At 41.9% G+C, this 21,364-nt stretch carries 14 protein-coding genes and 1 pseudogene; 9 read left to right on the forward strand and 6 right to left on the reverse strand.

Annotated elements, in window-relative coordinates; all coding sequences use genetic code 11:
- The first annotated feature begins 855 nt into the window (after positions 1-855).
- On the forward strand, positions 856-3,918 hold the full coding sequence (locus Q4557_RS17125) for a cellulose-binding domain-containing protein (protein ID WP_303414220.1): 3,063 nt from the start codon (positions 856-858) through the stop codon (positions 3,916-3,918).
- 611 nt (positions 3,919-4,529) lie between these two features.
- Here the strand turns inward: Q4557_RS17125 and Q4557_RS17130 are convergent.
- Together Q4557_RS17130 and Q4557_RS17135 are read right to left on the reverse strand one after the other, a co-directional pair.
- Positions 4,530-4,772 (reverse strand): annotated as a pseudogene (locus Q4557_RS17130) (transposase); the annotation flags it as partial.
- Between the two features lie 179 nt (positions 4,773-4,951).
- Positions 4,952-5,494 carry a DUF924 family protein gene (locus tag Q4557_RS17135; protein ID WP_303414222.1) on the reverse strand — a complete coding sequence of 181 codons (543 nt, stop codon included), beginning with the start codon at positions 5,492-5,494 and terminating at the stop codon, positions 4,952-4,954.
- 168 nt (positions 5,495-5,662) lie between these two features.
- Between Q4557_RS17135 and Q4557_RS17140 the strand changes: the two genes are divergently transcribed.
- Positions 5,663-6,154 (forward strand): hypothetical protein, encoded by a 492-nt coding sequence (locus Q4557_RS17140; protein ID WP_241900997.1) that lies wholly within the window; start codon positions 5,663-5,665, stop codon positions 6,152-6,154.
- A 207-nt stretch (positions 6,155-6,361) separates the two neighbouring features.
- Here Q4557_RS17140 and lolE read toward each other — a convergent pair whose 3' ends face one another.
- Genes lolE through Q4557_RS17155 form a run of 3 tightly spaced genes read right to left on the reverse strand, consistent with a single transcriptional unit; the run spans position 6,362 to position 9,539 of the window.
- The gene (gene lolE, locus Q4557_RS17145) at positions 6,362-7,609 is read right to left on the reverse strand and encodes a lipoprotein-releasing ABC transporter permease subunit LolE (RefSeq protein ID WP_303414224.1); all 1,248 of its coding nucleotides are present in this window, start codon (positions 7,607-7,609) and stop codon (positions 6,362-6,364) included.
- Entirely contained in the window at positions 7,609-8,307 is a 699-nt protein-coding gene (lolD, locus tag Q4557_RS17150) for a lipoprotein-releasing ABC transporter ATP-binding protein LolD (protein WP_102436866.1), read from the reverse strand. Before lolD ends, lolE begins: the two co-directional genes overlap by 1 nt.
- Positions 8,307-9,539 (reverse strand): lipoprotein-releasing ABC transporter permease subunit, encoded by a 1,233-nt coding sequence (locus tag Q4557_RS17155; protein WP_102519639.1) that lies wholly within the window; start codon positions 9,537-9,539, stop codon positions 8,307-8,309. Before Q4557_RS17155 ends, lolD begins: the two co-directional genes overlap by 1 nt.
- Before the next feature lie 134 nt (positions 9,540-9,673).
- Here Q4557_RS17155 and Q4557_RS17160 point away from each other — a divergent pair, with 134 nt between their 5' ends.
- The 3 genes from Q4557_RS17160 to Q4557_RS17170 all read left to right on the forward strand — a co-directional run bounded on the left by Q4557_RS17160 (position 9,674) and on the right by Q4557_RS17170 (position 15,063).
- Positions 9,674-10,291 (forward strand): hypothetical protein, encoded by a 618-nt coding sequence (locus Q4557_RS17160; protein ID WP_102436862.1) that lies wholly within the window; start codon positions 9,674-9,676, stop codon positions 10,289-10,291.
- Positions 10,292-10,456: 165 nt separating this feature from the next.
- Positions 10,457-13,972: a transcription-repair coupling factor gene (gene mfd, locus Q4557_RS17165; RefSeq protein WP_303414229.1), complete on the forward strand. Its 3,516-nt coding sequence runs from the start codon at positions 10,457-10,459 to the stop codon at positions 13,970-13,972.
- Positions 13,972-15,063 (forward strand): peptidoglycan binding protein CsiV, encoded by a 1,092-nt coding sequence (locus Q4557_RS17170; protein ID WP_102477136.1) that lies wholly within the window; start codon positions 13,972-13,974, stop codon positions 15,061-15,063. Before mfd ends, Q4557_RS17170 begins: the two co-directional genes overlap by 1 nt.
- 308 nt (positions 15,064-15,371) lie before the next feature.
- Here Q4557_RS17170 and nagZ read toward each other — a convergent pair whose 3' ends face one another.
- Positions 15,372-16,394, reverse strand: a complete 1,023-nt coding sequence (gene nagZ / locus Q4557_RS17175; protein WP_102436857.1) for a beta-N-acetylhexosaminidase — start codon at positions 16,392-16,394, stop codon at positions 15,372-15,374.
- Positions 16,395-16,828: 434 nt separating this feature from the next.
- Between nagZ and Q4557_RS17180 the strand changes: the two genes are divergently transcribed.
- The 4 genes from Q4557_RS17180 to Q4557_RS17195 all read left to right on the forward strand — a co-directional run bounded on the left by Q4557_RS17180 (position 16,829) and on the right by Q4557_RS17195 (position 21,224).
- Complete coding sequence (locus Q4557_RS17180; protein ID WP_102477137.1) at positions 16,829-18,205, forward strand: L-serine ammonia-lyase; 1,377 nt, start codon at positions 16,829-16,831, stop codon at positions 18,203-18,205.
- 295 nt (positions 18,206-18,500) lie between these two features.
- On the forward strand, positions 18,501-19,250 hold the full coding sequence (locus Q4557_RS17185) for a class I SAM-dependent methyltransferase (RefSeq protein ID WP_303414232.1): 750 nt from the start codon (positions 18,501-18,503) through the stop codon (positions 19,248-19,250).
- Positions 19,251-19,703: 453 nt separating this feature from the next.
- Complete coding sequence (locus Q4557_RS17190) at positions 19,704-20,597, forward strand: LysR family transcriptional regulator (protein WP_102436851.1); 894 nt, start codon at positions 19,704-19,706, stop codon at positions 20,595-20,597.
- Between the two features lie 117 nt (positions 20,598-20,714).
- A complete protein-coding gene (locus Q4557_RS17195; RefSeq protein WP_102436849.1) occupies positions 20,715-21,224 on the forward strand; it encodes a hypothetical protein in 510 nt (169 codons plus the stop codon).
- The last annotated feature ends 140 nt before the right edge of the window (positions 21,225-21,364 follow it).

Raw genomic sequence — 21,364 nt, forward strand, 5'->3', positions numbered from 1 at the left:
TTCTAAACTCACGAGTGTTTTTCTAGGTCTGGCCATCATTAATTACCGAAAATTAAGTAATAACTAAAGCCTAGTAGGGTGTTTAACATTTAGCCAACTAGAATGGGTGGCCATGTTAATTCTAAGTAATGAGCAATAACTAAAGCCTAGTAGGGTGTTTAACATTTAGCCAACGAGAATGGATGGCCTTGTTAATTCTAACTAGAATGGGTGGCCATATTAATTATGTTAATTCTTTATTCCGAGAGCTTGGCGAGGATGCCAAGCTCGCTGTCGTTCAGCCTGATTTACTCTTGGTCTCCCCTATCAAATCACAACAACCATGTAAACCAAACGTGGTCACATTTTGATCGCAACATATTGAATTGTTAGTTAAAAGCTTTGGGTTTGGTGTTGGTTGCTTTGTGTGTTTCCACAAGAAATATGCAGAAAAGGTTAAATCAATGCCTCGAAATAGCGGCATGTCCCATTAAGTCATTGAACCGGTATTTGACTTTTGTTATATCAATAAAATAAATCCTTTATATTTATGGATTTACACTAATTAAAGCCATCAAAAGTACACTCGCGCAGCGAAGGTGGTATGCATTGGAGGTAACAAACGCCCCCGCATTATTGCCGATGTACGGCAGAAGGGGTTTACAACCATAAAGAGTTATCTAGGAGGTACATAAATCATCAGGTAAGCAATGCTGAACGACTTGAGGGCTAATCAAGAGCAAATGTAATAATTCGTTGTGATGAATTATCACAACTAAATAATTGCAAATTGAGGTGCTGTTTGAACGTCGAATCTTCATATTCGCCAACGTTATTCAACAAGATAAATCCATAATAATTAATAGGTTTAAGTATATGTTTAAAAGAAGTAAATTAGCCGGGGTATTAGCCAGTGTGCTATTTAGCAGTTACCTCTACGCCGCAGAGCCTTATGACAGCAGTAAGTCATATTCTGGTGGTTCTCAGGTCACTGTAAACGATAAATTGTATGAAGCTAAGTGGTGGGCCAATCCTGGTCAGAGTCCAGCAGCTGACTACCCCAATGAATGGGATTCACCATGGAAACTCATTGGTGATACAGATCCAACGCCAGGACCAGGGCCTAGCCCAGAGCCAGGCGACGTGACGCCATTTATTCCGGGACAAACCAAAGTAAATAATGGTGATATGGTCTCATATAAAGGTGAGTGTTTTATCGCTAAAAATAATCCTGGCGTTTGGGAAACACCGTCTGCAAATAGTACATGGTTCTGGGATTTAACCGATTGTCCAGATGATGGTAATCCACCTATCGTATTACCACCTAGCGAAGGCAATCCTATTCTTCCGCCAGATGAGTCAGTAGGTACCCCTGCCAAACCACAAGATCCTGATTCGCCATTGGAGCCAGGAATACCAGGTGGACCAATTGTATTACCGCCGAGCGAGGGGACCCCAATCCTTGCACCAAGCGAGCCTGAAGATCCTACTACGCAGCCACAAGATCCTGATTCCCCACTGGAGCCAGGTATACCAGGTGGACCTATTGTATTACCGCCGAGCGAGGGGACCCCAATCCTTGAACCAAGCGAGCCTGAAGATCCTACTACGCAGCCACAAGAACCTGATTCGCCATTGGAGCCAGGAATACCAGGAGAGCCGATAACGCCACCTGTTGGTGAGTTATGTGATGATTTTAATGTTTACCCAGACTGGACCCGTGGCGATCATGCTGGTGGTGGTGACATCATGGTAAACAATAACATCGCGTATGAAGCGATTTATTGGACTCAATCAACACCAGGTAGCGATAGTTCATGGGGCCATCATTTAAACTGTGATGGCACTGCACCAGGAACAGCTCCGCTGCTTTCATTACCGAATCCATTAGATCCGATTAACTTGGAAGTGGCTGGTTGGCCAAATCATTTAGTTGTAGCAAGTCCATCAACATCAGCACCTAGCTCAATAGTTATTAAAACGGTAACGAGTGATGAGATTGCCGATCTTACTCAATTAACTAGCAGCTTTATCGCTTTGATTGAAGCAAGTGAAAATGCTGAAACATCATCGATTATTATCAAAGGTGATGTGCTTGATAAAGCCACAATGGACAAAGGAAAAGGCCTAGGTTCTATTGCAGTAAAACAAGCCTTAATTCAAGCGATTGATTTCACTGGTGCTGATCTTGACATCGATGACGTTAATGCACTGACAAATGATGCAAAAGGCTGGGCTCAAGCATATAACTTAGTGATCTCAACCCTTGCGCCACAAGCGACATTCGGTTGGACAGTAAGTATTGGTGACTTCGCTTATAACAAACATTCTGGTCGTCAGTCTGTTTGGGATTCTGCATCGCAATACTCTGCAGATATGCTAAAAGATTTCGAACTTTACGAGCCAGAATCAAGCAATAAGGCGGATTTCATTGTTTACACTAAATCGAGTGCAACCCCAGCGCTAGATAGTGACCAATGGCATAACGCTCTTGAGTACGTTAAGCAAGTCAGTGACTACGTTAAAGCGCCAGTAATGTTAGCTGATATCCCAACAGCCCAAGCTGCGCAGTACTTTATGGGTCAAACAACAGCAGAACGTCAACTGCGTAAAGCTGCCTTTAGTAACGTTTTTGCTATCAAGTTTGACCAAGATAGTTCTGAGCTAACCAGCAAAATCGAAGACTACCAACATGCGCAAGTTCCGCTTTATTATGCTGGTGATGACTCTCATGAAGGGCCATTAACCGCAATCGAAGAGTTGAATCGCCAACTCTTGGCGGCTAAAGATGCGATGAACAATGAAGCCTTCTTATTTCAAACTCCACAATCACAGTGGATCCCATCGACAGTATATAAATGGGAAGACTTCCTTGATGGGTTAAGTGCAATGCATAACATCGGTGTTGCTGGCAATAAGTTCTGGCTGATTGATGAGAATGCTGATGACGAGACGAATATCAAATATGCGAAAATCGCCATCGCCGCATTCTTAGCACAAAGTATGCAAGAAACGATTCGCTACAATGCTTGTGATGAAAACAACTGGTCTGAAACAAAGTGGGGGGCTCCTGCGGACTACCCGATGTCAGCAAGTTGTGGTCAGCTAGGTCAGCAATATGCCGATTACGGTGTGAACCCGATCTCTGGTTTAGATCATGCTTATTCTTGTCCACGTGACAACAAGATGGAAGTGAGCGCTTTCACTCATGCTCAGTGGTATGGCGCTCCAGCTCCAGTATTTGCAACACCTGATGCTGTACTGGAAGAGCGTGGCCTACTAGTCAATGGCGCTGTTGGTCGTTGGAGTAACAATGGCCATTGTAATGAAGTGCCAGAAACTATCGATGGTTCGAAGCAAGTATGGGAACGTGAAGAGTGTAAAGTTTACGAAGGCCAAAAAGCCGGTAAATTTATCTGGGACGGCAGTAGCCAAGAAAGTGTTCAAGGCTGTGGCTGGTGGGGCCGTGGTGTGATTCAAACTACGGGTCGTCAAAACTTCGGTACGCTGAACCACTACATGGGCCGTTCGCATGTAGACCCCGATACCATTGGTACAACGATTGATGGCGTAGTTGTAGAAGCTCCACCAGAAAACCCGTTGTATGCCGAATTAGATCTCTGTTCAAATCCAGGGTTGATCTGTAGCTCTGAAGAAAACCGAGAAATAAAATGGATAGCAGGTCTATTTTATTGGGTAACCTCAGTACAAGCTTATCCTGATGAAAGCGGCTTGTATCAAAACTGGAATTACCACAATGAACTTAAAAAGTATGTTGATGGTGGTATGCAGGGTACTCAATTTATTGATGACGTATCAGGCATCGTTAACCGAGGTTGTCCTGATTTAACCTGTGATACTGGTGATGTACACAACGTTGAAGAGCGTCGTGATAACTTCATTAAGGTATTGAAAATTTTAGGTTTGAATCCACAGTAAAAACCGCTAAGAGCAACTAAGATGCAACCAACCAGTGTTATGATTGGTTGCATCTTTTTTTTGTTTTTTCATCCATATTACTGACTTTTTGTATGTGCTTAATTGTCAACATCTGCCGAGCCAGTTTGGGGCATTTCACTTTGGTCGAAAAGATAATTTATTCAGGTGGTTATGCCCTAAAGTGATCCAAAATGCCAATGTATTGATGGATGCCATTAACAATACAAATACAGTAAAAAATTACAAAAGTTTACAAGTAAAAACTCAGATTACTTATAGGTAATTTGAGAGCAATTAATCTAAAAGGATATACCATGAAAAAGACATTGGGAGCAGCAATGCTTATTGCTGCTTGCTTTAGTTTTAGCCCAATTGCAGCCGCTGTTGCAGAGAATTAAAAAGCCACCCATCATTTAGAAGTTATAACATATCGCCTTTCGTTTTGAGTTGCCAACACCTACATTCATTTACTGATGGACGATCCCTGTCAAAGGACTGAATATTTCATCATTAATCGCCAAAATTAACTCATAAACTAAATTCAACACAGCAAAAAAGCTTGATATCTATCAAGTGGAAAATGCTGTTATTTGAGATTAAGAAATGATTTATTAAGCGCACAACCAGCGCTGACAGTTAGCTGCACCTTGTCGTCGTTTACGGTCTAAATGCTCACAATAGTCAGTTAATGCAGGTAACGCCCCTACTGCACCTTTGAATAAAGCGCCAAACTCAGTGGTGATTTTAAGCCTATTCTCTGCGGGAATGTTCAGCCTATTGAGGATATTCTGACTACTCGCGCTAATGACGCCGCGTTTATCTTCTCGAATAATCCGCCCTGTATCTTCAACCAGCACACTTGTTCAACAAATTAGGGGCAAAGATATGATTCCCAAAAACTTAAAATTTAGATTAGGTAGTACAAATAATGAAAAGAAAATCCTCTAAAAAATTATTAAAAAAATTTTATGGTTTGTGCTGCGTGACTAAAGTCTTTTAAACAAACCTTCGCACTCGTCGATACGCCATAAAACTAAAAAGACGAACCAGGCTGTGCTAAAAAAGCTAATTCTTCTATGGTTGATGTTCGACCAAGCAACTCATTTCGATGGGGGTAACGGCCAAAACGTTCAATAATTTTTAAGTGTTTTAATTCAAATTGATAATTAGATTCAAGCCCATTACTTTTAAATAGCGCTAACCCTTGTTGATGCACTTTTAACGACTCACTGTGCATATAGGGCATATACAAAAAAGTTCGCTCGATTGCGGTTAATTGTTGATCAAGCCCCTGTAAAATGGCCTCTTGGGCTAAGGCTAATGCCATGGGATCAGCGCTAAATGCTCGAGCATCATCACGGTAAATATTGCGGGAGAACTGATCCAATATGATAATTTCAGCTAAGCGCCCTTGCAGATGCTGACGCCATAACCATAATTCCCCCGCTATGGCTTGAGTATGTAACTTACCAAAGCCTGTGCGAATTAATTCATCAAAGCTAACATCTTTTTTAAACCATTGGGCAGGCTCAATTTCAGTAAACCAAAAGTTAATAACCTGCTTTACCTCATCCATTCAAACTCCTCGTGGTAAAAATAAATTTTTGGGGCGTATTCTAGGGTTTATTCTATGCTAGATTAAAATCAGGTTTATCTTAGTCATAATAAAGCCGACCTTACGCTAATAACTGGCTGATACCAAAATACAATGACTGCTATTTTGTTTGATAATTATGGAAAATATATGCCACAAAGCAATACGGATGTAGCTAAAAAAACCGCTAAAACTGACATTAACAATGAAGTTCAACCTAAAGTGACAGCGGCTTCGCCTAAGTCTATTAGGCAAGATCCTCTCATTGCAAAAATGCTTAAGCGTTCGCCGTCAGATATTGCTGATAGTTTTACTGATGCGCAGCTCAATGCGATTAAGCAAGCCTTGGGTCCATCGACTTGGGGTGGTCACTTTCTTGATAGCCGTGGCACCTTTAAGTTTCCTTTTATTAAATGGCGTTTTTATTACGTCTTATTATTAGGTAAAAACAAACGCGCCTATACTCGCCGCGAAAAACGAATATCGCTAGTGATGATGATTACCACTGTCACCGGTTTTATACTTTTCAGCATGTTATTTGGTTTGTTAGCTCTGTATTTATTAAAGTCTGCCTTAGGTATCGACTTGTTTCCTGATACCTCGTTAGGGATTTGGCATTACTTTAAAAGCTTGTTTAACTGATGTGTTTAGACTGAGTTTGGAACGCTGTTTTAATTGATGTTATCAATAGCGATTGTCATAGCCTATTCTCATAGCCAATTGTCAGTGCTTGTTGTAAGCGCCTAGTTACGCAATTGAAAATAAATTTTAACCAATAAAAAACGCGCTAGAGCGCGTTTTTATCTCTGCTTTTCAAGGCAGTGATTCAACACCTAACACCTAGTCAATTCATCGCCCTGCTAATGCCGTTGCTGGCGCTATTTTGGTTGCTTTATAGGCCGGATAAATAGTCGCCAGTAAACTCATCACAAAGCCCATACCGACAACCACTAACACATCTTGTTGCTGTAGCTGTGACGGCAAGAAGTCGATAAAGTAAATATCAGATTCTAGTAATTTAATCCCAAAAAATTGCTCAACAGCATTGGCAAACGCACTCAGATTAAGTGCCAATGTCACGCCTATAGCAGCGCCAATAGTGCAACCTAAAGCACCATTGAGTGCACCTTGCATAATAAATATCGCCATCACTTGGGCACGCTTTAATCCCATTGTCATCAAAATAGCGATTTCGGCGCTTTTATCTCGCACTGCCATCACCAAAGTAGAAACAATATTAAAACAAGCCACGGCAATCACCAGTGCAAGTACCAAATACATCACCATTCTAACCAGCTGAATATCTTGATATAAATGCCCTTGTGAACGAGTCCAGTTATTTAAATGCAAATACTGATTTTGTGCATAACCCAAATCGCGAGTAATGCGCGGCGCACTGAAAACTTTATTAACCGTAATGCGCAGGCCTGTCACTGAGCCCACAGGCAGTTTCAGTACTTCAGCAAGATACGGCAAAGACACATAGGCTTGAGTTGATTCTATTTCTCCACCCAAGTCATACACACCAGCAACCACAAAGCGATGACTTTTCGCCGCAGTTAACTTATTGGTTTGCCCCATATCTGGGGTGTACATTGATAAGGTGTCACCGACCTTTAAACCAAGTTTGTCTAATAAGCTGCGACCAACGACAATGTTGTTGGAGTGAGTACTTAAAGAGGCCCACGCCTGTGCTGGCATAAATTCATCAATGGTTGAAACCTCTTTTTCAAGTTCTGGCTCAATACCATTAAGCTCTAGCCCTTGAAAGCCGCCCGGCTTTTGTACCAAGCCCTGCATTTTAATAAATGGCGCGGTAGCAACAATTTCTGGCATGCTTTTAGCCGTTTCTGCAATGCCTTGCCAGTCATGTAATGGCTCGTTAACGCTCAGCAGTTCACCATGTGCAACAACGCCTAATAACCTCTGCTCTAATTCACGTTCAAAGCCATTCATGGCTGATAACACTAAAATTAACACTGCCACACCCAGCGCAATACCTGCGGTGGAGGCAAATGAAATAAAGCCAATAAAGCCGTTAGATTGTCTTGCGCGATAAAAACGCCAACCGATAACCAGTGGCAGTAATGACTTCATTATTTCTCTTCCGCTACTTGCTGTAAAACGCCGTCTTTCATGGTTAATTGACGATCCATTTTCGCTGCTAATTTATAATCATGGGTTACCACTACAAAGGCTGTGCCCAGTTGCTGAGCAAGCTCACGAATCAGTTCGTACACACTATCGCCGCTGCTGGCATCTAAGTTACCGGTTGGCTCATCGGCCAATACTAACTTGGGTTTATTAATCAGCGCCCGTGCAATGGCGACACGTTGGCGCTCGCCGCCTGAAAGCTGCGCAGGAATATGCTCTAAACGATGCCCTAGTCCAACTCTCTCTAATAAGGCTGTAGCTTCAGCTAACGATTGCTTTTTATCTCGACCTTGAATAAACGCTGGCATGGCGACATTTTCAAGCGCAGAAAACTCAGGTAATAGGTGATGGAATTGATAAATAAAGCCTAAGTCTTTATTTCTGACTTCAGCTTGTCTAGCTGCGCTTAGCTGATAAAGGTCTTCACCATCTAGCTTCACGGTGCCAGATGTTGGGATATCTAAGGTGCCCATAATATGCAGTAAGGTACTTTTACCTGAGCCAGAGGTGCCGACAATGGCCAATTGCTCACCTTGATAAACCGTTAAATCAACGCTCGAAAGCACCTTGGTGGTGGTTTCACCGTCATGAAATTGCTTAGTGACCTTGTTAACTTCTAAAACTACTGGTTGTTTATTCATTATTCATATCTCAAGGCTGTTGCAGGTTGCACTCGCGCAGCCGTTAATGCGGGATAAATGGTGGCAAGTAATGTCATGATAAGAGTGCCAACAACAATGACCATAATTTGTTGACTTGCTATGATCACCGGTAAATTTTGCCCTACTCCAAGTACTGATATACCCAAGACATTAAGCATACTATTTAAATTTAAAGTAATTGTGACCCCAGCTAAGGTGCCTAATGCCAAACCAATAATGGCATTCAGTGAGCCCTGAACAATAAAGATGTTCATCACCGATTGCGTCGTTAAGCCTTGGGTTTTTAGCACTGCTACATCGGTGGTTTTATCTATTACCATCATCACTAATGCCGACACAATATTAAACGCCGCCACGGCAACGATTAAACTGAGCATCAATGACATCATGTTTTTTTCCATTTTTACCGCAGCAAATAAATGGCCAAAATCATCGCGCCAATCGCGGGTTTCAATAGCTATGCCTTGCTGAGCTAATTTATCTGTCAATGTAACGCCCATTTCAGGGGCGATGAAGGGATCGGTTAAGTAAACCCGTAATTCATTAATTTCACTGGGGCTTACACGCATTAACCGTCTTGCATCTTGATAATGCACATAGGCTAATACTCCATCCACTTGCGAGCCCATTTCAAATAAACCTGCCACGGTAAATTTACGCTGGCTTGGCACGGGGCCTAATGGTGAGTACACCACCCCATCGCCACTTAAAATGCGGATTTTGTCACCAACATTGATGGATAATTTTCTGGCAAGGTCGCTGCCTAGCACCACGTTGTAACTACCTGGAGTGAGCTGCTCAAAGGCGCTGGAATAGGTATTGGCAACGATGGCTGAAAGGTTTTGCTCATACTCAGGGAACACACCATACACTTGTACTGCGCTGATATTTTTACTTGATTGCACCATAGCTTGAGTGGTCACCGTGGGTGCGAGCCCTTGTACTTGCGGCAATGTTGTTAACGACTTAGCTTGGGTTTGCCAATCACTAAAGCCTGCATCATTAATGAGGGTTAGTTGTGGCACTGCGCCTAAAATTCGCTGTTTAAGCTGACCTTCTAGACCGTTCATCACTGAGCTGACAATGATCAGCGCGGCTACCCCTAAAAAAATGCCCGATACCGCAAAAAAAGTAATGAAAGATGCAAAAGCATTGGCTTTACGCGTCCGCCAATAGCGGTAGCCCATGAATAATGAAAACCGAAAGTTCATAAAGAAAAGTGCATCCTTGGTGTTTATTGGAATAAAAAACAGCAGTTTAATTTAACACAAAGGCTAAAACTTGCTAAATCATTAAGATGGGCATGATAATAGGGGTATTAGTCTGATAAATAAAGAGACAAACCTTGTTAACTGAATCCAATGCATATTTTACCGTGCCCCATGACTTTGCTGTTTATCTTGAAAACTGGTCAGGTTCTCAAGGCATTCCGTCTGAACAAGACTTACGCTCGATGCAATCGGTTGGGCTTAAATTACTGTCAGAAGTCAAAGAGTTAGAAGCAAGCTGTTTACTGCAATTAAGAAGTATTGATAACGATGCTAAAGCTGTGGTCGACTTTCTTAAACTGCAATCACGTAAAGTAGATTTAGTGCTGCATCATGTGCTAGAAAAAGAAGTCCAAAGCGGTGAAAAATTCCAAGGCAGCCATTTTGGTGGTAGCGGCATCAGTTTAATTACCCCTAAGCCACTGACCATTGGTGAGTATTTTAAAACCTCGATTTATATCAGTAGCGAGTTAGTGGCCATTTTGTGTCTTTGTCAGGTGAGCCAATGCAAGCTCATTAACTTTGATGATGACGCAGAGCAAAATAATAAAAGAAATCAGCCACAATATGCCGTCAGCTTAGATTTTAGTCAGATTTTAGATGCCGATGTAGAGCAACTGGTTAAAGCCAGCTTAACAGTGCAGCAAAAAATGCTTCAGCAGCGCAAACAAATTCGCCAACAAGCAGCCAAATAACACATATTGCCTGCATATTGTTTTAAGCTTGCTTATAATAGCTATCATAATCTGGTGCTAATCAACTATCGCCAATACAAATTTAGCCAAGCCTGATTGGTTTTGATGATCACAATCTGCGGGCTAAATTTATCACTTTTATAAAAGAAGTTAGTTAGATATTCAATGAAGAATTTTAGCGTTCTAACACCGCCAAGTGTAAAAAAAGGCCAACAGTTTCAAACCTTAACAACACTGGGGGGGGTCTCACAAGCTATTACGCTTTCTAGCCTAATTTCCCAGCATTCGGGTACTAGTCTGGTTGTTACCAATGACACCCCAAGCGCATTACAGCTTGAGGTTGAACTGGGTTACCTTCTGGCAGAATCTGACATCAATGTGTGTTTATTCCCAGATAGAGAAACCCTGCCTTACGACAGCTTCTCGCCCCATCAAGACTTGATTTCACAGCGCTTAGAAACCTTGGCAAAAATGAGCCAGTCACATCACAATGTGATAATCGTACCGGTGAACACCTTGATGGTGAAGTTACCGCCAAAATCGTTTTTAACCTCCAATGTCATGCTACTTAAAAAAGGTGACATTTACGGCTTACAGCAGGTTAGGCAGCACCTAACCGACACCGGCTACTACTTGGTTGATCAAGTATATGAGCATGGTGAGTTTGCGATCCGTGGCTCGATTTTAGATATTTTCCCTACGGGATCTTCCCAGCCTTTGCGCATTGAATTATTTGACGATGAAGTAGAAACCATCCGCTATTTTGATGTGGACTCTCAGCGCTCAAAAGAAGAAATTGATTCAATACGCATGTTGCCCGCAAAAGAGTTCCCTACCGATACAGCGGGTATTGAAGGCTTTAGACAACGTTACCGTCGCCGCTTTGAAGTGATTTCAAAAGAAGCGGAATCGGTTTATCAGCAAGTGAGCCGTAATTTAATGCCCGCGGGTATTGAAAACTATTTACCGCTATTTTTTGAAGAGTGCGCCACTTTATTTGACTATTTTCCTCAGGATACTCAATTGATCACCCTTGGGGATATTGAACAAGCCAGTGAGCATCATTTAACTGAAATTAAAACTCGCTATGAAGATCGCCGCGTTGACCCGTTAAGACCGTTACTGGCGCCCCAAGAGCTATACATACTCATCGATGAGTTATTTGCAGCCTTTAAAAAATACACCCGCTCGCAAATTAGCACGCCTAACAAAAATGCCGAGGGCGAGCTTGAGCTTATTGTAAAAGCCAAGCAGGCAAATGTAGCCAGGCTGCCTGATGTTAATGCCAACCATAAGCTCAAACAGCCGTTAATTAACCTGCAAGCGTACACCAAGGCCCAAGGTCAGACTAAAGGACAATTATTATTCAGCGCTGAATCTGAAGGGCGACGTGAAGCCTTAATTGAATTGCTTGGCAAAATTGACATCAAACCTAAGTTATTTAGCCATTTAAATGCCTTTATAACCGCTAAAGACAACATAGGTTTAATCGTCTCGCCGTTATCACAAGGTTGCATGTTACTTGACACCCCTAAAGGTGATATCAGCGTAATTTGTGAAACAGAGTTATTTGGCCAACGAATTTCTCAGCGTCGTCGCCGTGAAAAGCAAAAACAAGTTAGCTCAGATGTACTGGTAAAAAACTTAGCAGAGCTTAAAGTCGGCGAGCCTATTGTGCATTTAGAGCATGGTGTTGCGCTTTATCAGGGGCTTGTCACCTTAGATACGGGCGGCTTAGTGGCCGAGTACCTGCAACTTGAATATACCGCAGGCGATAAGCTGTATGTCCCAGTATCATCGCTGCACCTTATTAGCCGTTACAGCATTGGCGCCGATGAAAAGCCGACATTAAATAAACTGGGTAATGAAACCTGGTCAAAAGCCAAGAAAAAAGCCATTGAAAAAATCCGCGATGTGGCGGCTGAATTACTGGATGTTTACGCTAGACGCCAAGCTCGCCCGGGTGATGCGCTAAAAATTGATGCAGAAGAATATGCCCAATTTTCACAAGGTTTCCCCTTTGAAGAAACCGTCGATCAAGAAACTGCAATTGAAGCCGTACTAAGCGATATGCAAACCCCAATGGCCATGGACCGCCTTGTGTGTGGTGACGTTGGTTTTGGTAAAACCGAAGTTGCGATGCGCGCAGCATTTGTGGCGGTCAATGCCGGTAAACAGGTGGTGGTGTTAGTGCCAACTACCCTACTTGCACAGCAACACTATGAAAACTTTAAAGATCGTTTTGCCGATTGGCCAATGGTAATTGAAGTGATGTCGCGGTTTCGCTCAGCTAAAGAGCAAACTCAAGTGCTGCAGTCATTATCAGATGGCAAAGTCGACATTGTCATTGGTACCCATAAGTTACTGCAGGCTGAAGCAAACTTTGAAAACTTAGGCTTATTGGTTATTGATGAAGAACACCGCTTTGGGGTGCGCCAAAAAGAAAAGATAAAAGCCCTGCGGGCTAATGTCGATATCTTAACCCTTACTGCCACGCCGATTCCACGTACCCTAAATATGGCCATGTCGGGTATGCGTGATTTATCCATTATTGCCACCCCACCGGCTAAGCGCTTAGCAGTAAAAACCTTTGTACGTGAGTACGATATAGCCACGGTAAGAGAAGCTATTTTGCGTGAAATTTTGCGTGGTGGGCAAGTTTATTTCTTACACAATAATGTCGAAACCATTGAAAAATGCGCTGAAAACATTCGCCAATTACTGCCTGAAGCTCGAGTGGTTACCGCCCACGGCCAAATGCGCGAACGTGAACTTGAAAAAGTCATGTCAGAATTTTATCACCAACGTTTTAATGTGCTGGTGTGTACCACCATTATTGAAACCGGAATTGATGTTCCCAGTGCTAACACCATTATTATCGACAGAGCGGATAAGTTTGGTTTAGCACAATTGCATCAATTACGTGGTCGTGTGGGCCGTTCACATCACCAAGCATATGCTTATTTGATGACGCCGCACCCTAAATTAATGAGCGCAGATGCCCGTAAGCGATTAACCGCCATTGATGCCTTAGAAGACTTAGGTGCAGGCTTTATGCTCGCCACTCAAGATTTAGAAATTCGCGGCGCCGGTGAATTACTCGGTGATGAACAAAGCGGCCATATTTCTAAAATTGGTTTTAGCTTGTACATGGAAATGCTTGAATCAGCAGTAAAAGCATTAAAAGAAGGTAAAGAGCCTTCACTAGATTATATGCTTAAATCCCAGTGTGAAGTTGAATTACGCATTCCAGCGCTACTGCCTGATGATTATGTTTCTGATGTTAATATGCGCTTATCGCTTTATAAACGCATTGCTAACTGCGAAACTGAACGCATGCTTGATGAGTTAAAAGTTGAGTTTATTGACCGTTTTGGCATGTTGCCAGAACCGACTAAAAACTTAATGGAATTAACCTTATATAAGCATCAGGCAACAGCTTTAGGTGCAACAAAGATTGAAATGCATGCCAAAGGTGGCAGCATTGAATTTAGTGACGACCATAAAATTGACCCAATGTTTATCATTGGCTTATTACAAAGTCAGCCACAAATTTATCGAATGGAAGGCCCAAATAAGTTAAAGTTCACCTTGCCTGCTGAAACCAGCAAGCAACGACTAGACTTAATTAAGACCTTGCTCGAGCAACTTGATAAACATCGTACTGGAGAAACTAAATAGTGCTGCGTAACATTGCTTTTTCTATTGCCGCTATATCGGCACTATCGACACCAATGCAAGCCCAAGCTAAAACATGGTTTGAGGTTGAAGTATATGTGTTTGAAAGACAAACCAACAGTGTCGAAAAGTGGCAAGACGATAATGCAGCGGCGCCAAACCGAAAGAATATCGATTTGATCACCCCAATGATCAGTAACGATATTACCGGGGTTGCACTAGGTTTAAACGGCTGCACCTCAACTGACTGGAGTAGCAGCGAAATCGACTGCCAAGATCCGTTAGTGAGCGCCAACAAAACCGCCTTTCCAAGCCAAGTGCCATTTTCTATTGCTGCTGCGAGTGAGCAGCAAGCCTATTTAGGTGATGGTCCTGTATTACTGGCTGAGTCTCAAAGTGAATTTGGTGAAATCATCCAAGCGGTACGCCGCGAGTCAAACGTGCGCAGTTTACTTCACCTGACTTGGCAACAAGATATGCAATCTCGTAATCGTGCCAAACCGATACGTATTTTTGCAGGTAAAGATTACTCTGAAGACTTTGAATATTCTGGCAATGCTATTTCTGAGCAAGTAGAGGATGAATTTTCAGGCTTTGATTTTAATTCAAGTTTTGCCAGTTTAGCGCCAGAGCCTCAAACCACTCCAGTGTGGGAATTAGACGGTAATATTAATATTTACCTAAGTCATTATTTGTTTATTGAAACCAACTTAGCACTGCGCCAGCCAATCCAAAAGCAAACAGCGTCCAGTGAATACTTTCAATACACTGAGCAAGCTGATATAGACAAGGTAATGAGTCCATTTTTACAATCGATTCCTATGGTGCAAAACCGCCGCGTGAGAAGTGGTGAAATCCATTATTTTGATCATCCAAGGCTCGGCATTGTGATGCAAATCCGTAAAATGGAACAACCGACGGAAACTCGTCCTGTGGCGTTATTGCTTGATGACACTGAGGTAAATACCGCGGTTACTGATACCAATCTTGATGCTATTGTTGATGCTATTGTTGATACTGAGGCAGAAAGCGGCCCTGAATCCATGGTTGAAAACGCAGTCGCAACTGAAGAGCGGACGCTGAAAAGCTTTTAACTCAAACCACTATAAACCTCTAGAAAAAAAACAGCTAATCATAGGATTAGCTGTTATCACAAGTCTCTAGTAAAACTTAAAAAAGCCCTAGAAATAAAGTTTTTAAAATAATACGACAGTGAGCTTGGGTCGCATGCCAAACTCACTGTATCAATATGTAACATAGGCGCTGCGGTTTTACTATTGTCTCACGTGTGACTGGCCGTTAATTAACCAGCCATAATTTATCGTGCAACTGCAAACAAACTCTGTCGTTTAACAGCAAGCCAAACTTAACCGCTCAAAAATCATCTAAGGCTCAATTTCTATTATTTTTTTGCCGCTAATATTTGCTTTGCCAATTGCTGCGCATGTTGCCAGCGCTCAGACTGTTCAAGGGCATTAATCACCTGCTTAGCATTCGCTCTTAATGCGAGTGCAGATTTAAATTCAGACAATTGCTCAGGCCAAGTAAACTCGGTTAATAAGGTTTTAACCCCTTCAGGATCATTACAAACCAAAATCATATTACAACCTGCTGATAATGCTGCTTGGGCTCTGCCAATATAATCGCCAGCAAAACTTGCGCCTTTCATGCCTAAATCATCTGAGAAAATCACCCCGTCAAATTTAAGCTCTTTACGCAGCACCTGTTGCAGCCAATAGTTTGAAAAACCTGCCGGATTTGGATCTACTTGCGAATAAACCACATGGGCAGGCATAACGCCATTTAGCTGCTGTTGGCCTATTAACTGCTTAAAAGGCTGCATATCATGATTAAAAATAGTCTCTTTAGTGCGCGTATCTACAGCCATCGCCACATGGGTATCAGCTTTTACACTGCCGTGACCGGGAAAGTGTTTACCCACTGTCGCCATACCCGCTTGAGTCATGCCTTGAATAAAGCTGTGAGCTAAACTGGTCACTTGCTCAGGTTCGGCGCTAAAGCTGCGAGTGCCAATAACATCACTGATACCATTAACATCTAATACTGGCGCAAAGCTTAAGTCGATATCACAAGCTAAAAGCTCAATCGCCATTAAAAAGCCTAACTCTTGGCTCCAACGTTTCGCAAGCGCCATATCGCCCTTGGCGGCAGGCAAAATATCCCCCATGGCTGGTAGCAGAGTAAACTCTTCACGAAAGCGTTGTACCCTGCCACCTTCATGATCAACCGCAATCAATAAATCACGGCGAATATGTCGAACAGATTTAATCAAAGCCTGTAATTGTGCTTTATTAGAAAAATTGCGTGTAAATAATATAATGCCGCCCACTTTATCGTGGCTTAATAGCTCGGCTTCTTCTTCGCTGACCGTAACGCCAGCCAAATCCATCATTAGATAACTCACGCTTACTCCTAAAATATCCTGTTAAATGTTAATTACCACTGTCATTGTTGATAAATTTAAAAACAACACCTTGATAACTGACGCTGCAATAAACTCACCTAATCTGAACCACTATGCATAAGAAAATCTAATGAAGTATCTCGTAAAAAGTATGGGATACTGCAGTTAAATGGCGCCATTGCTCTAGATAAAAATACCAGCTACTTAGGCTATATTGCTTGGTATAATCGCAGTTAATTGCAAACTTAGTCTGCCAAATTAACGCCATTATGCCGCTAAATTTTAATTTCCCTAAGGAAATTCCCAATAAAATGACCCGTTACAGGGAGATAACTAACATTGCCGCACAATTTTTACTCACTGCGAGCGCTAGAATAAAACGCCAAAAAATTTAAACGACTAAAATAATAAAAACTGATTAAAGGTTAATAACAATGATTAGTGTATTTGATATGTTCAAAATCGGTATTGGGCCTTCAAGCTCCCATACTGTTGGCCCGATGAAAGCGGGTAAATTATTTATGCAGCACTTAAGCGATCAAGGCTTGCTGGCACAAACTGACGAACTACAATCGCAACTGTTTGGCTCCTTAGGCCAAACAGGTAAAGGCCATGGAACTGGTAAAGCGGTCATTTTGGGCTTAATGGGTGAAGATCCTGATACCGTAGATACCGATGCGATTGATGCCATACTGGAAAAAGTTTCAGCCGAACAAACCCTTAAAATTGCCGATGGCCGCCTAGTCAAGTTCACTCGAGACAACGGTATTACCTATCATCGCCGTAAAAGCCTGCCTGCCCATGCCAACGCCATGACCCTATATGCGTTTAGCAAAGGTGAATGCATTTATGAGCGCACATATTACTCAGTCGGCGGCGGATTTATTCTAGATGAAGATGAAATTACCCAGCGTGATGCCTCGCCTGCGACCCCGATAAAATCCGCCCCTTATGATTTTAATTCTGCCGCGCAGTTACTGGATTTGTGTTGTGAAAATGGTTTAAGTATTTCTTCACTCATGATGTCAAATGAGCTAAGTATTGCCAGCGAAGAGGACGTTAAACAAGGCTTGTGGAATATCTGGCAAACCATGAAAACCTGTATTGAACGTGGTTACCAAAAAGAAGGCATGTTACCCGGAGGTTTAAAGCTGCGCCGCCGCGCGCCAGCTTTATATCGCCGCTTGCAAGCAGAAGGCCGTAATAACAATGACCCATTAACCGCCATGGACTGGGTTGATTTATTCGCATTATCTGTCAATGAGCAAAACGCCGCTGGCGACCGGGTCGTCACTGCACCAACCAATGGCGCTGCTGGCATTATTCCGGCAGTATTATGCTACTACCACACCTTCGTTCAAGAAGTTGATGAGGAAGTCTGTTGCCGCTTCTTATTAACCGCGGCCGCTATTGGTATTTTGTATAAGAAGAACGCCTCTATCTCGGGAGCTGAAGTAGGCTGTCAGGGTGAAGTGGGCGTGGCTTGCTCAATGGCAGCAGGTGCACTCACTGAAATAATGGGCGGCACTGTCGAACATGTGGAGAATGCTGCTGAAATTGGTATGGAACATAACTTAGGTTTAACTTGCGACCCTGTTGGCGGCTTAGTACAAGTGCCTTGTATTGAACGTAATGCCATGGGCGCAGTAAAAGCCATCAACGCTTCACGTATGGCATTGCGCGGCGATGGCAACCATAAAGTCACCCTAGACAAAGTCATCAAAACTATGATGGATACCGGTAAAGATATGCGCAGCAAATACAAAGAAACCGCCAAAGGTGGTTTAGCAGTCAACATTGTTGAATGTTAAGCGCTTATTATTAAGCTAATAATGCTCACTGCTCAGGGTAAGCACAAGATCTTAGTAAAGTAATTAACTTGCTGATGGATTAATTACTCGAATTAAAAAGAGGCTGCAAAGCCTCTTTTTTAATGATATTTTCAGCCTTATCTCGTAAGTATCCCTGCCAAACACAAGCTAAAAGGATTAAGACATATTTTTATTGGATAAAAACCATAAAGTCCAATTTATAATTAATTCGTTGACAGCTTTTAATAAAACTTACAGTTTAACTCGCCAGTAGCATCACATATAAGGAAGTATCATGCTCAGTGTCGAAGACCATTATGAAACATTATTATCTGACGTATACACATGGCTAATGGGCGGCTTTGCTCAAGCAAAACAACAAAATATCGCCTTTTTTAGCCATCGAAATATTAAACCTACAGGTTCAGGAATTGCAGTAGATCTCGGTGCTGGATCGGGGTTTCAATCAATCCCGTTAGCCGAATTAGGCTTTAATGTCACCGCCATCGACCTCAGCCGAAAATTATTAAATCAGCTAACATCTAACGCCAAATCCGTTGACGTTAAAACAATCAAGGATGATATTTTAAATTTCCCACATCATCTGAGTGAACCCTGTGAATTAATTGTCTGCATGACAGACACTATGACTCATCTAAAATCAAAATCTGATGTTTTAGCCTTACTGCAACATGCATTTAATTCACTTGAAGATAACGGCAGCTTGATTTTAAGTTTTCGAGATTTATCCAATGAACTCAAAGACACCGACAGGTTTATTCCATTAAGAAGTGATGAAAACATCATATTCACCTGCTTTTTAGAGTATGAAGCTGAAACTGTTAAAATCCATGATCTGGTACACCTAAAAACCAATGGCACATGGACGCTTAATAAAAGCTGTTATCGTAAATTGAGGTTATCAGTCCCATGGGTTGAAGCCGAGCTTTTGAACATTGGTTTTGAATTACAAGAATCAAGTGAAAACGGCGGATTTCAAACCATTATTGCCGTCAAAAAAGTCACAGCCGAACATGAACGTTAACAAGGGGTGTTAGTTCACATCATCATAAATAATCCAAAAACAAAAAGTCCGTTGGTGGTTAGCCAACGGACTTTTTGTTTGTGAAACGTGATGATATTTAATATAAATGCCATTCATATTTCACTATCTGGCAAGCTATTGATTTTACACAACTGATGCGGGCAGTAAATGTAATGAATCAATATCTTCAATCAATTTGTAAGCCATTAGTGGGGAGGCTAACAACTCAAATTGATTACGCTTCTTTAGCGTCAGCTGGCATTTCTTTAGCTTCAGCTTCAGCTACTTCAGGAAGTGCAGCAAGAAAAAGTGCACTAGCAAATAAATTTTTGAATGCTGTCATGTCATATTCCTTCAATTTAAACGGTTAACTGGTTTCTATGGAATAGACTATATTCTTAGGCTATAAATAAGTAAAATGACAAAAAATTACCTACTGGATTCCATATTGGCATGAACATATCAATTAAAAACTTACAATGTTTTTTAACTGTGATTGAGGTTGGTCACTTTACCCTCGCCGCTGAGCAACTTTATATGACGCAGCCGACCTTGAGTAAAACCATTAAAAAAATGGAACAAACCCTTGATCAGACATTGTTGATCCGTAACAACCAAAAAGTGGAAGTCACTGAAGCGGGTTTATTGCTGGCTAAAAGCGCTCAGCAAATCGTTGGTCAGTGGAATCGAATGTATGAAGATATGAATGCATTAACCGGTTTAAGAATTGGTCGTCTGCGCTTAGGTTTAAGCCCTATGACTGGCGGGATGTTTATTAATATGCTGGCATCTTTTACTCGCACTTATCCCGGCATTGATGTCAATGTGTTGGAGGTTGGCGGCGTTGCGGTCGAAAAAGCCCTACTCAATGACAGTTTAGATATTGGCGTAACCGCTTTGCCATGCAGTAACACTGACGAATTTAATATCTTACAGCTGCAAAGTTACCCACTCAATGTATGCGTGCATGTTGAGCATGAACTGGCAAATCACAGCTGTATTCATTGGCAAGATCTCACCGGACTGCCTTTTGTGCAATACAACGACCAATTCTCTATCGGTAAAGTGATCAGTCAAAGTTGCCAAGATGCCGGTTTCAAGCTCAATGTGGTATCTCAAACTGGGCAGTGGGAATTTATGGCGGCAATGGCCAAGGCCAAAATGGCTTTTGCCATCTTACCGGCACCGATTTGTAAGCGAGTTACCTCAAAAAAATTAATTTTTATTCCCTTAGCTGAACAGGTCGCTTGGGAGTTAGCCTTTATTTGGCGTAAAAATTTACCCTTAACCGCTGCGGCCGCGGCTTTTATTGCTCAAGCAAAACCATCTTATAAAGAAGATAGTTAACTTGCTCTGTAAATCATCGCACTAATAAGGGTCATGACGCTAAGTAAGGTTAACTTTGCAGCTTAAATTCGCCAGCTATACTTATTAGGTTATTTGAATTTAAGCTGAGTACACCCTATGGGCTCTGAATATGAAAAAGGTAAGATCGAAAAAAGCATTTTTGTTCGCTTTGCAGCAGCTGCAGGGCTAAATTTTCAATCGGTTGAAAAACAGTCCCCTGAAGAAGGAAAGCCTGATTTAAAATGCATGACCGATGGCAAGGTTATTTACTTTGAATTAACTGAGGCTTGCTCTGAAGATGTGGCCAAAGCCATCTCGCACCCTAAAAGCATTAATTGCAATGACTTAAGCGCAGAAAAAAGCACAGACAAAAGCACTGCCACATCAAGCAGTACAACTAATTACCCTAGCGACACTGACATTAAAGATTACACCTCTGAAACCTATAAAAAGAAGATCAATAAACGCTACTCGGTATCAGAGCCCATTGATTTACTGATTTATAATGTCGGCAGAACCTTACTTACCGATGATGTATTAGTTAACAATGTCAAAGCCTTAGCCAAAGATAATAAAGGCCCTTTTCGAAAGGTGTGGTATTTTGGCGAACATGTCACTGAGCTATAGTACTTAATTTTAGTACTGAGTATTAGTACTGAGTATTAGTACTGCGTTTTGTTTTTGTGCAGTAACATGCTCAGGATTGATGACCGTAGTCACTCATATACTATGATGACTCGTCCGGTCGATTTAGCCCTAATCAATAA

It is taken from the genome of Shewanella sp. 5_MG-2023, from assembly GCF_030547465.1.
In the GTDB taxonomy this organism is placed as follows: domain Bacteria; phylum Pseudomonadota; class Gammaproteobacteria; order Enterobacterales; family Shewanellaceae; genus Shewanella.

Coding starts and splice junctions, on each gene's coding strand:
- Q4557_RS17155 (WP_102519639.1), bottom strand. CDS start 9,539: ATGAACTTTCGGTTTTCATTATTCATGGGCTACCGCTATTGGCGGACG.
- Q4557_RS17190 (WP_102436851.1), top strand. CDS start 19,704: ATGAACATATCAATTAAAAACTTACAATGTTTTTTAACTGTGATTGAG.
- Q4557_RS17185 (WP_303414232.1), top strand. CDS start 18,501: ATGCTCAGTGTCGAAGACCATTATGAAACATTATTATCTGACGTATAC.
- Q4557_RS17180 (WP_102477137.1), top strand. CDS start 16,829: ATGATTAGTGTATTTGATATGTTCAAAATCGGTATTGGGCCTTCAAGC.
- Q4557_RS17195 (WP_102436849.1), top strand. CDS start 20,715: ATGGGCTCTGAATATGAAAAAGGTAAGATCGAAAAAAGCATTTTTGTT.
- Q4557_RS17140 (WP_241900997.1), top strand. CDS start 5,663: ATGCCACAAAGCAATACGGATGTAGCTAAAAAAACCGCTAAAACTGAC.
- Q4557_RS17135 (WP_303414222.1), bottom strand. CDS start 5,494: ATGGATGAGGTAAAGCAGGTTATTAACTTTTGGTTTACTGAAATTGAG.
- lolE (WP_303414224.1), bottom strand. CDS start 7,609: ATGAAGTCATTACTGCCACTGGTTATCGGTTGGCGTTTTTATCGCGCA.
- mfd (WP_303414229.1), top strand. CDS start 10,457: ATGAAGAATTTTAGCGTTCTAACACCGCCAAGTGTAAAAAAAGGCCAA.
- lolD (WP_102436866.1), bottom strand. CDS start 8,307: ATGAATAAACAACCAGTAGTTTTAGAAGTTAACAAGGTCACTAAGCAA.
- Q4557_RS17125 (WP_303414220.1), top strand. CDS start 856: ATGTTTAAAAGAAGTAAATTAGCCGGGGTATTAGCCAGTGTGCTATTT.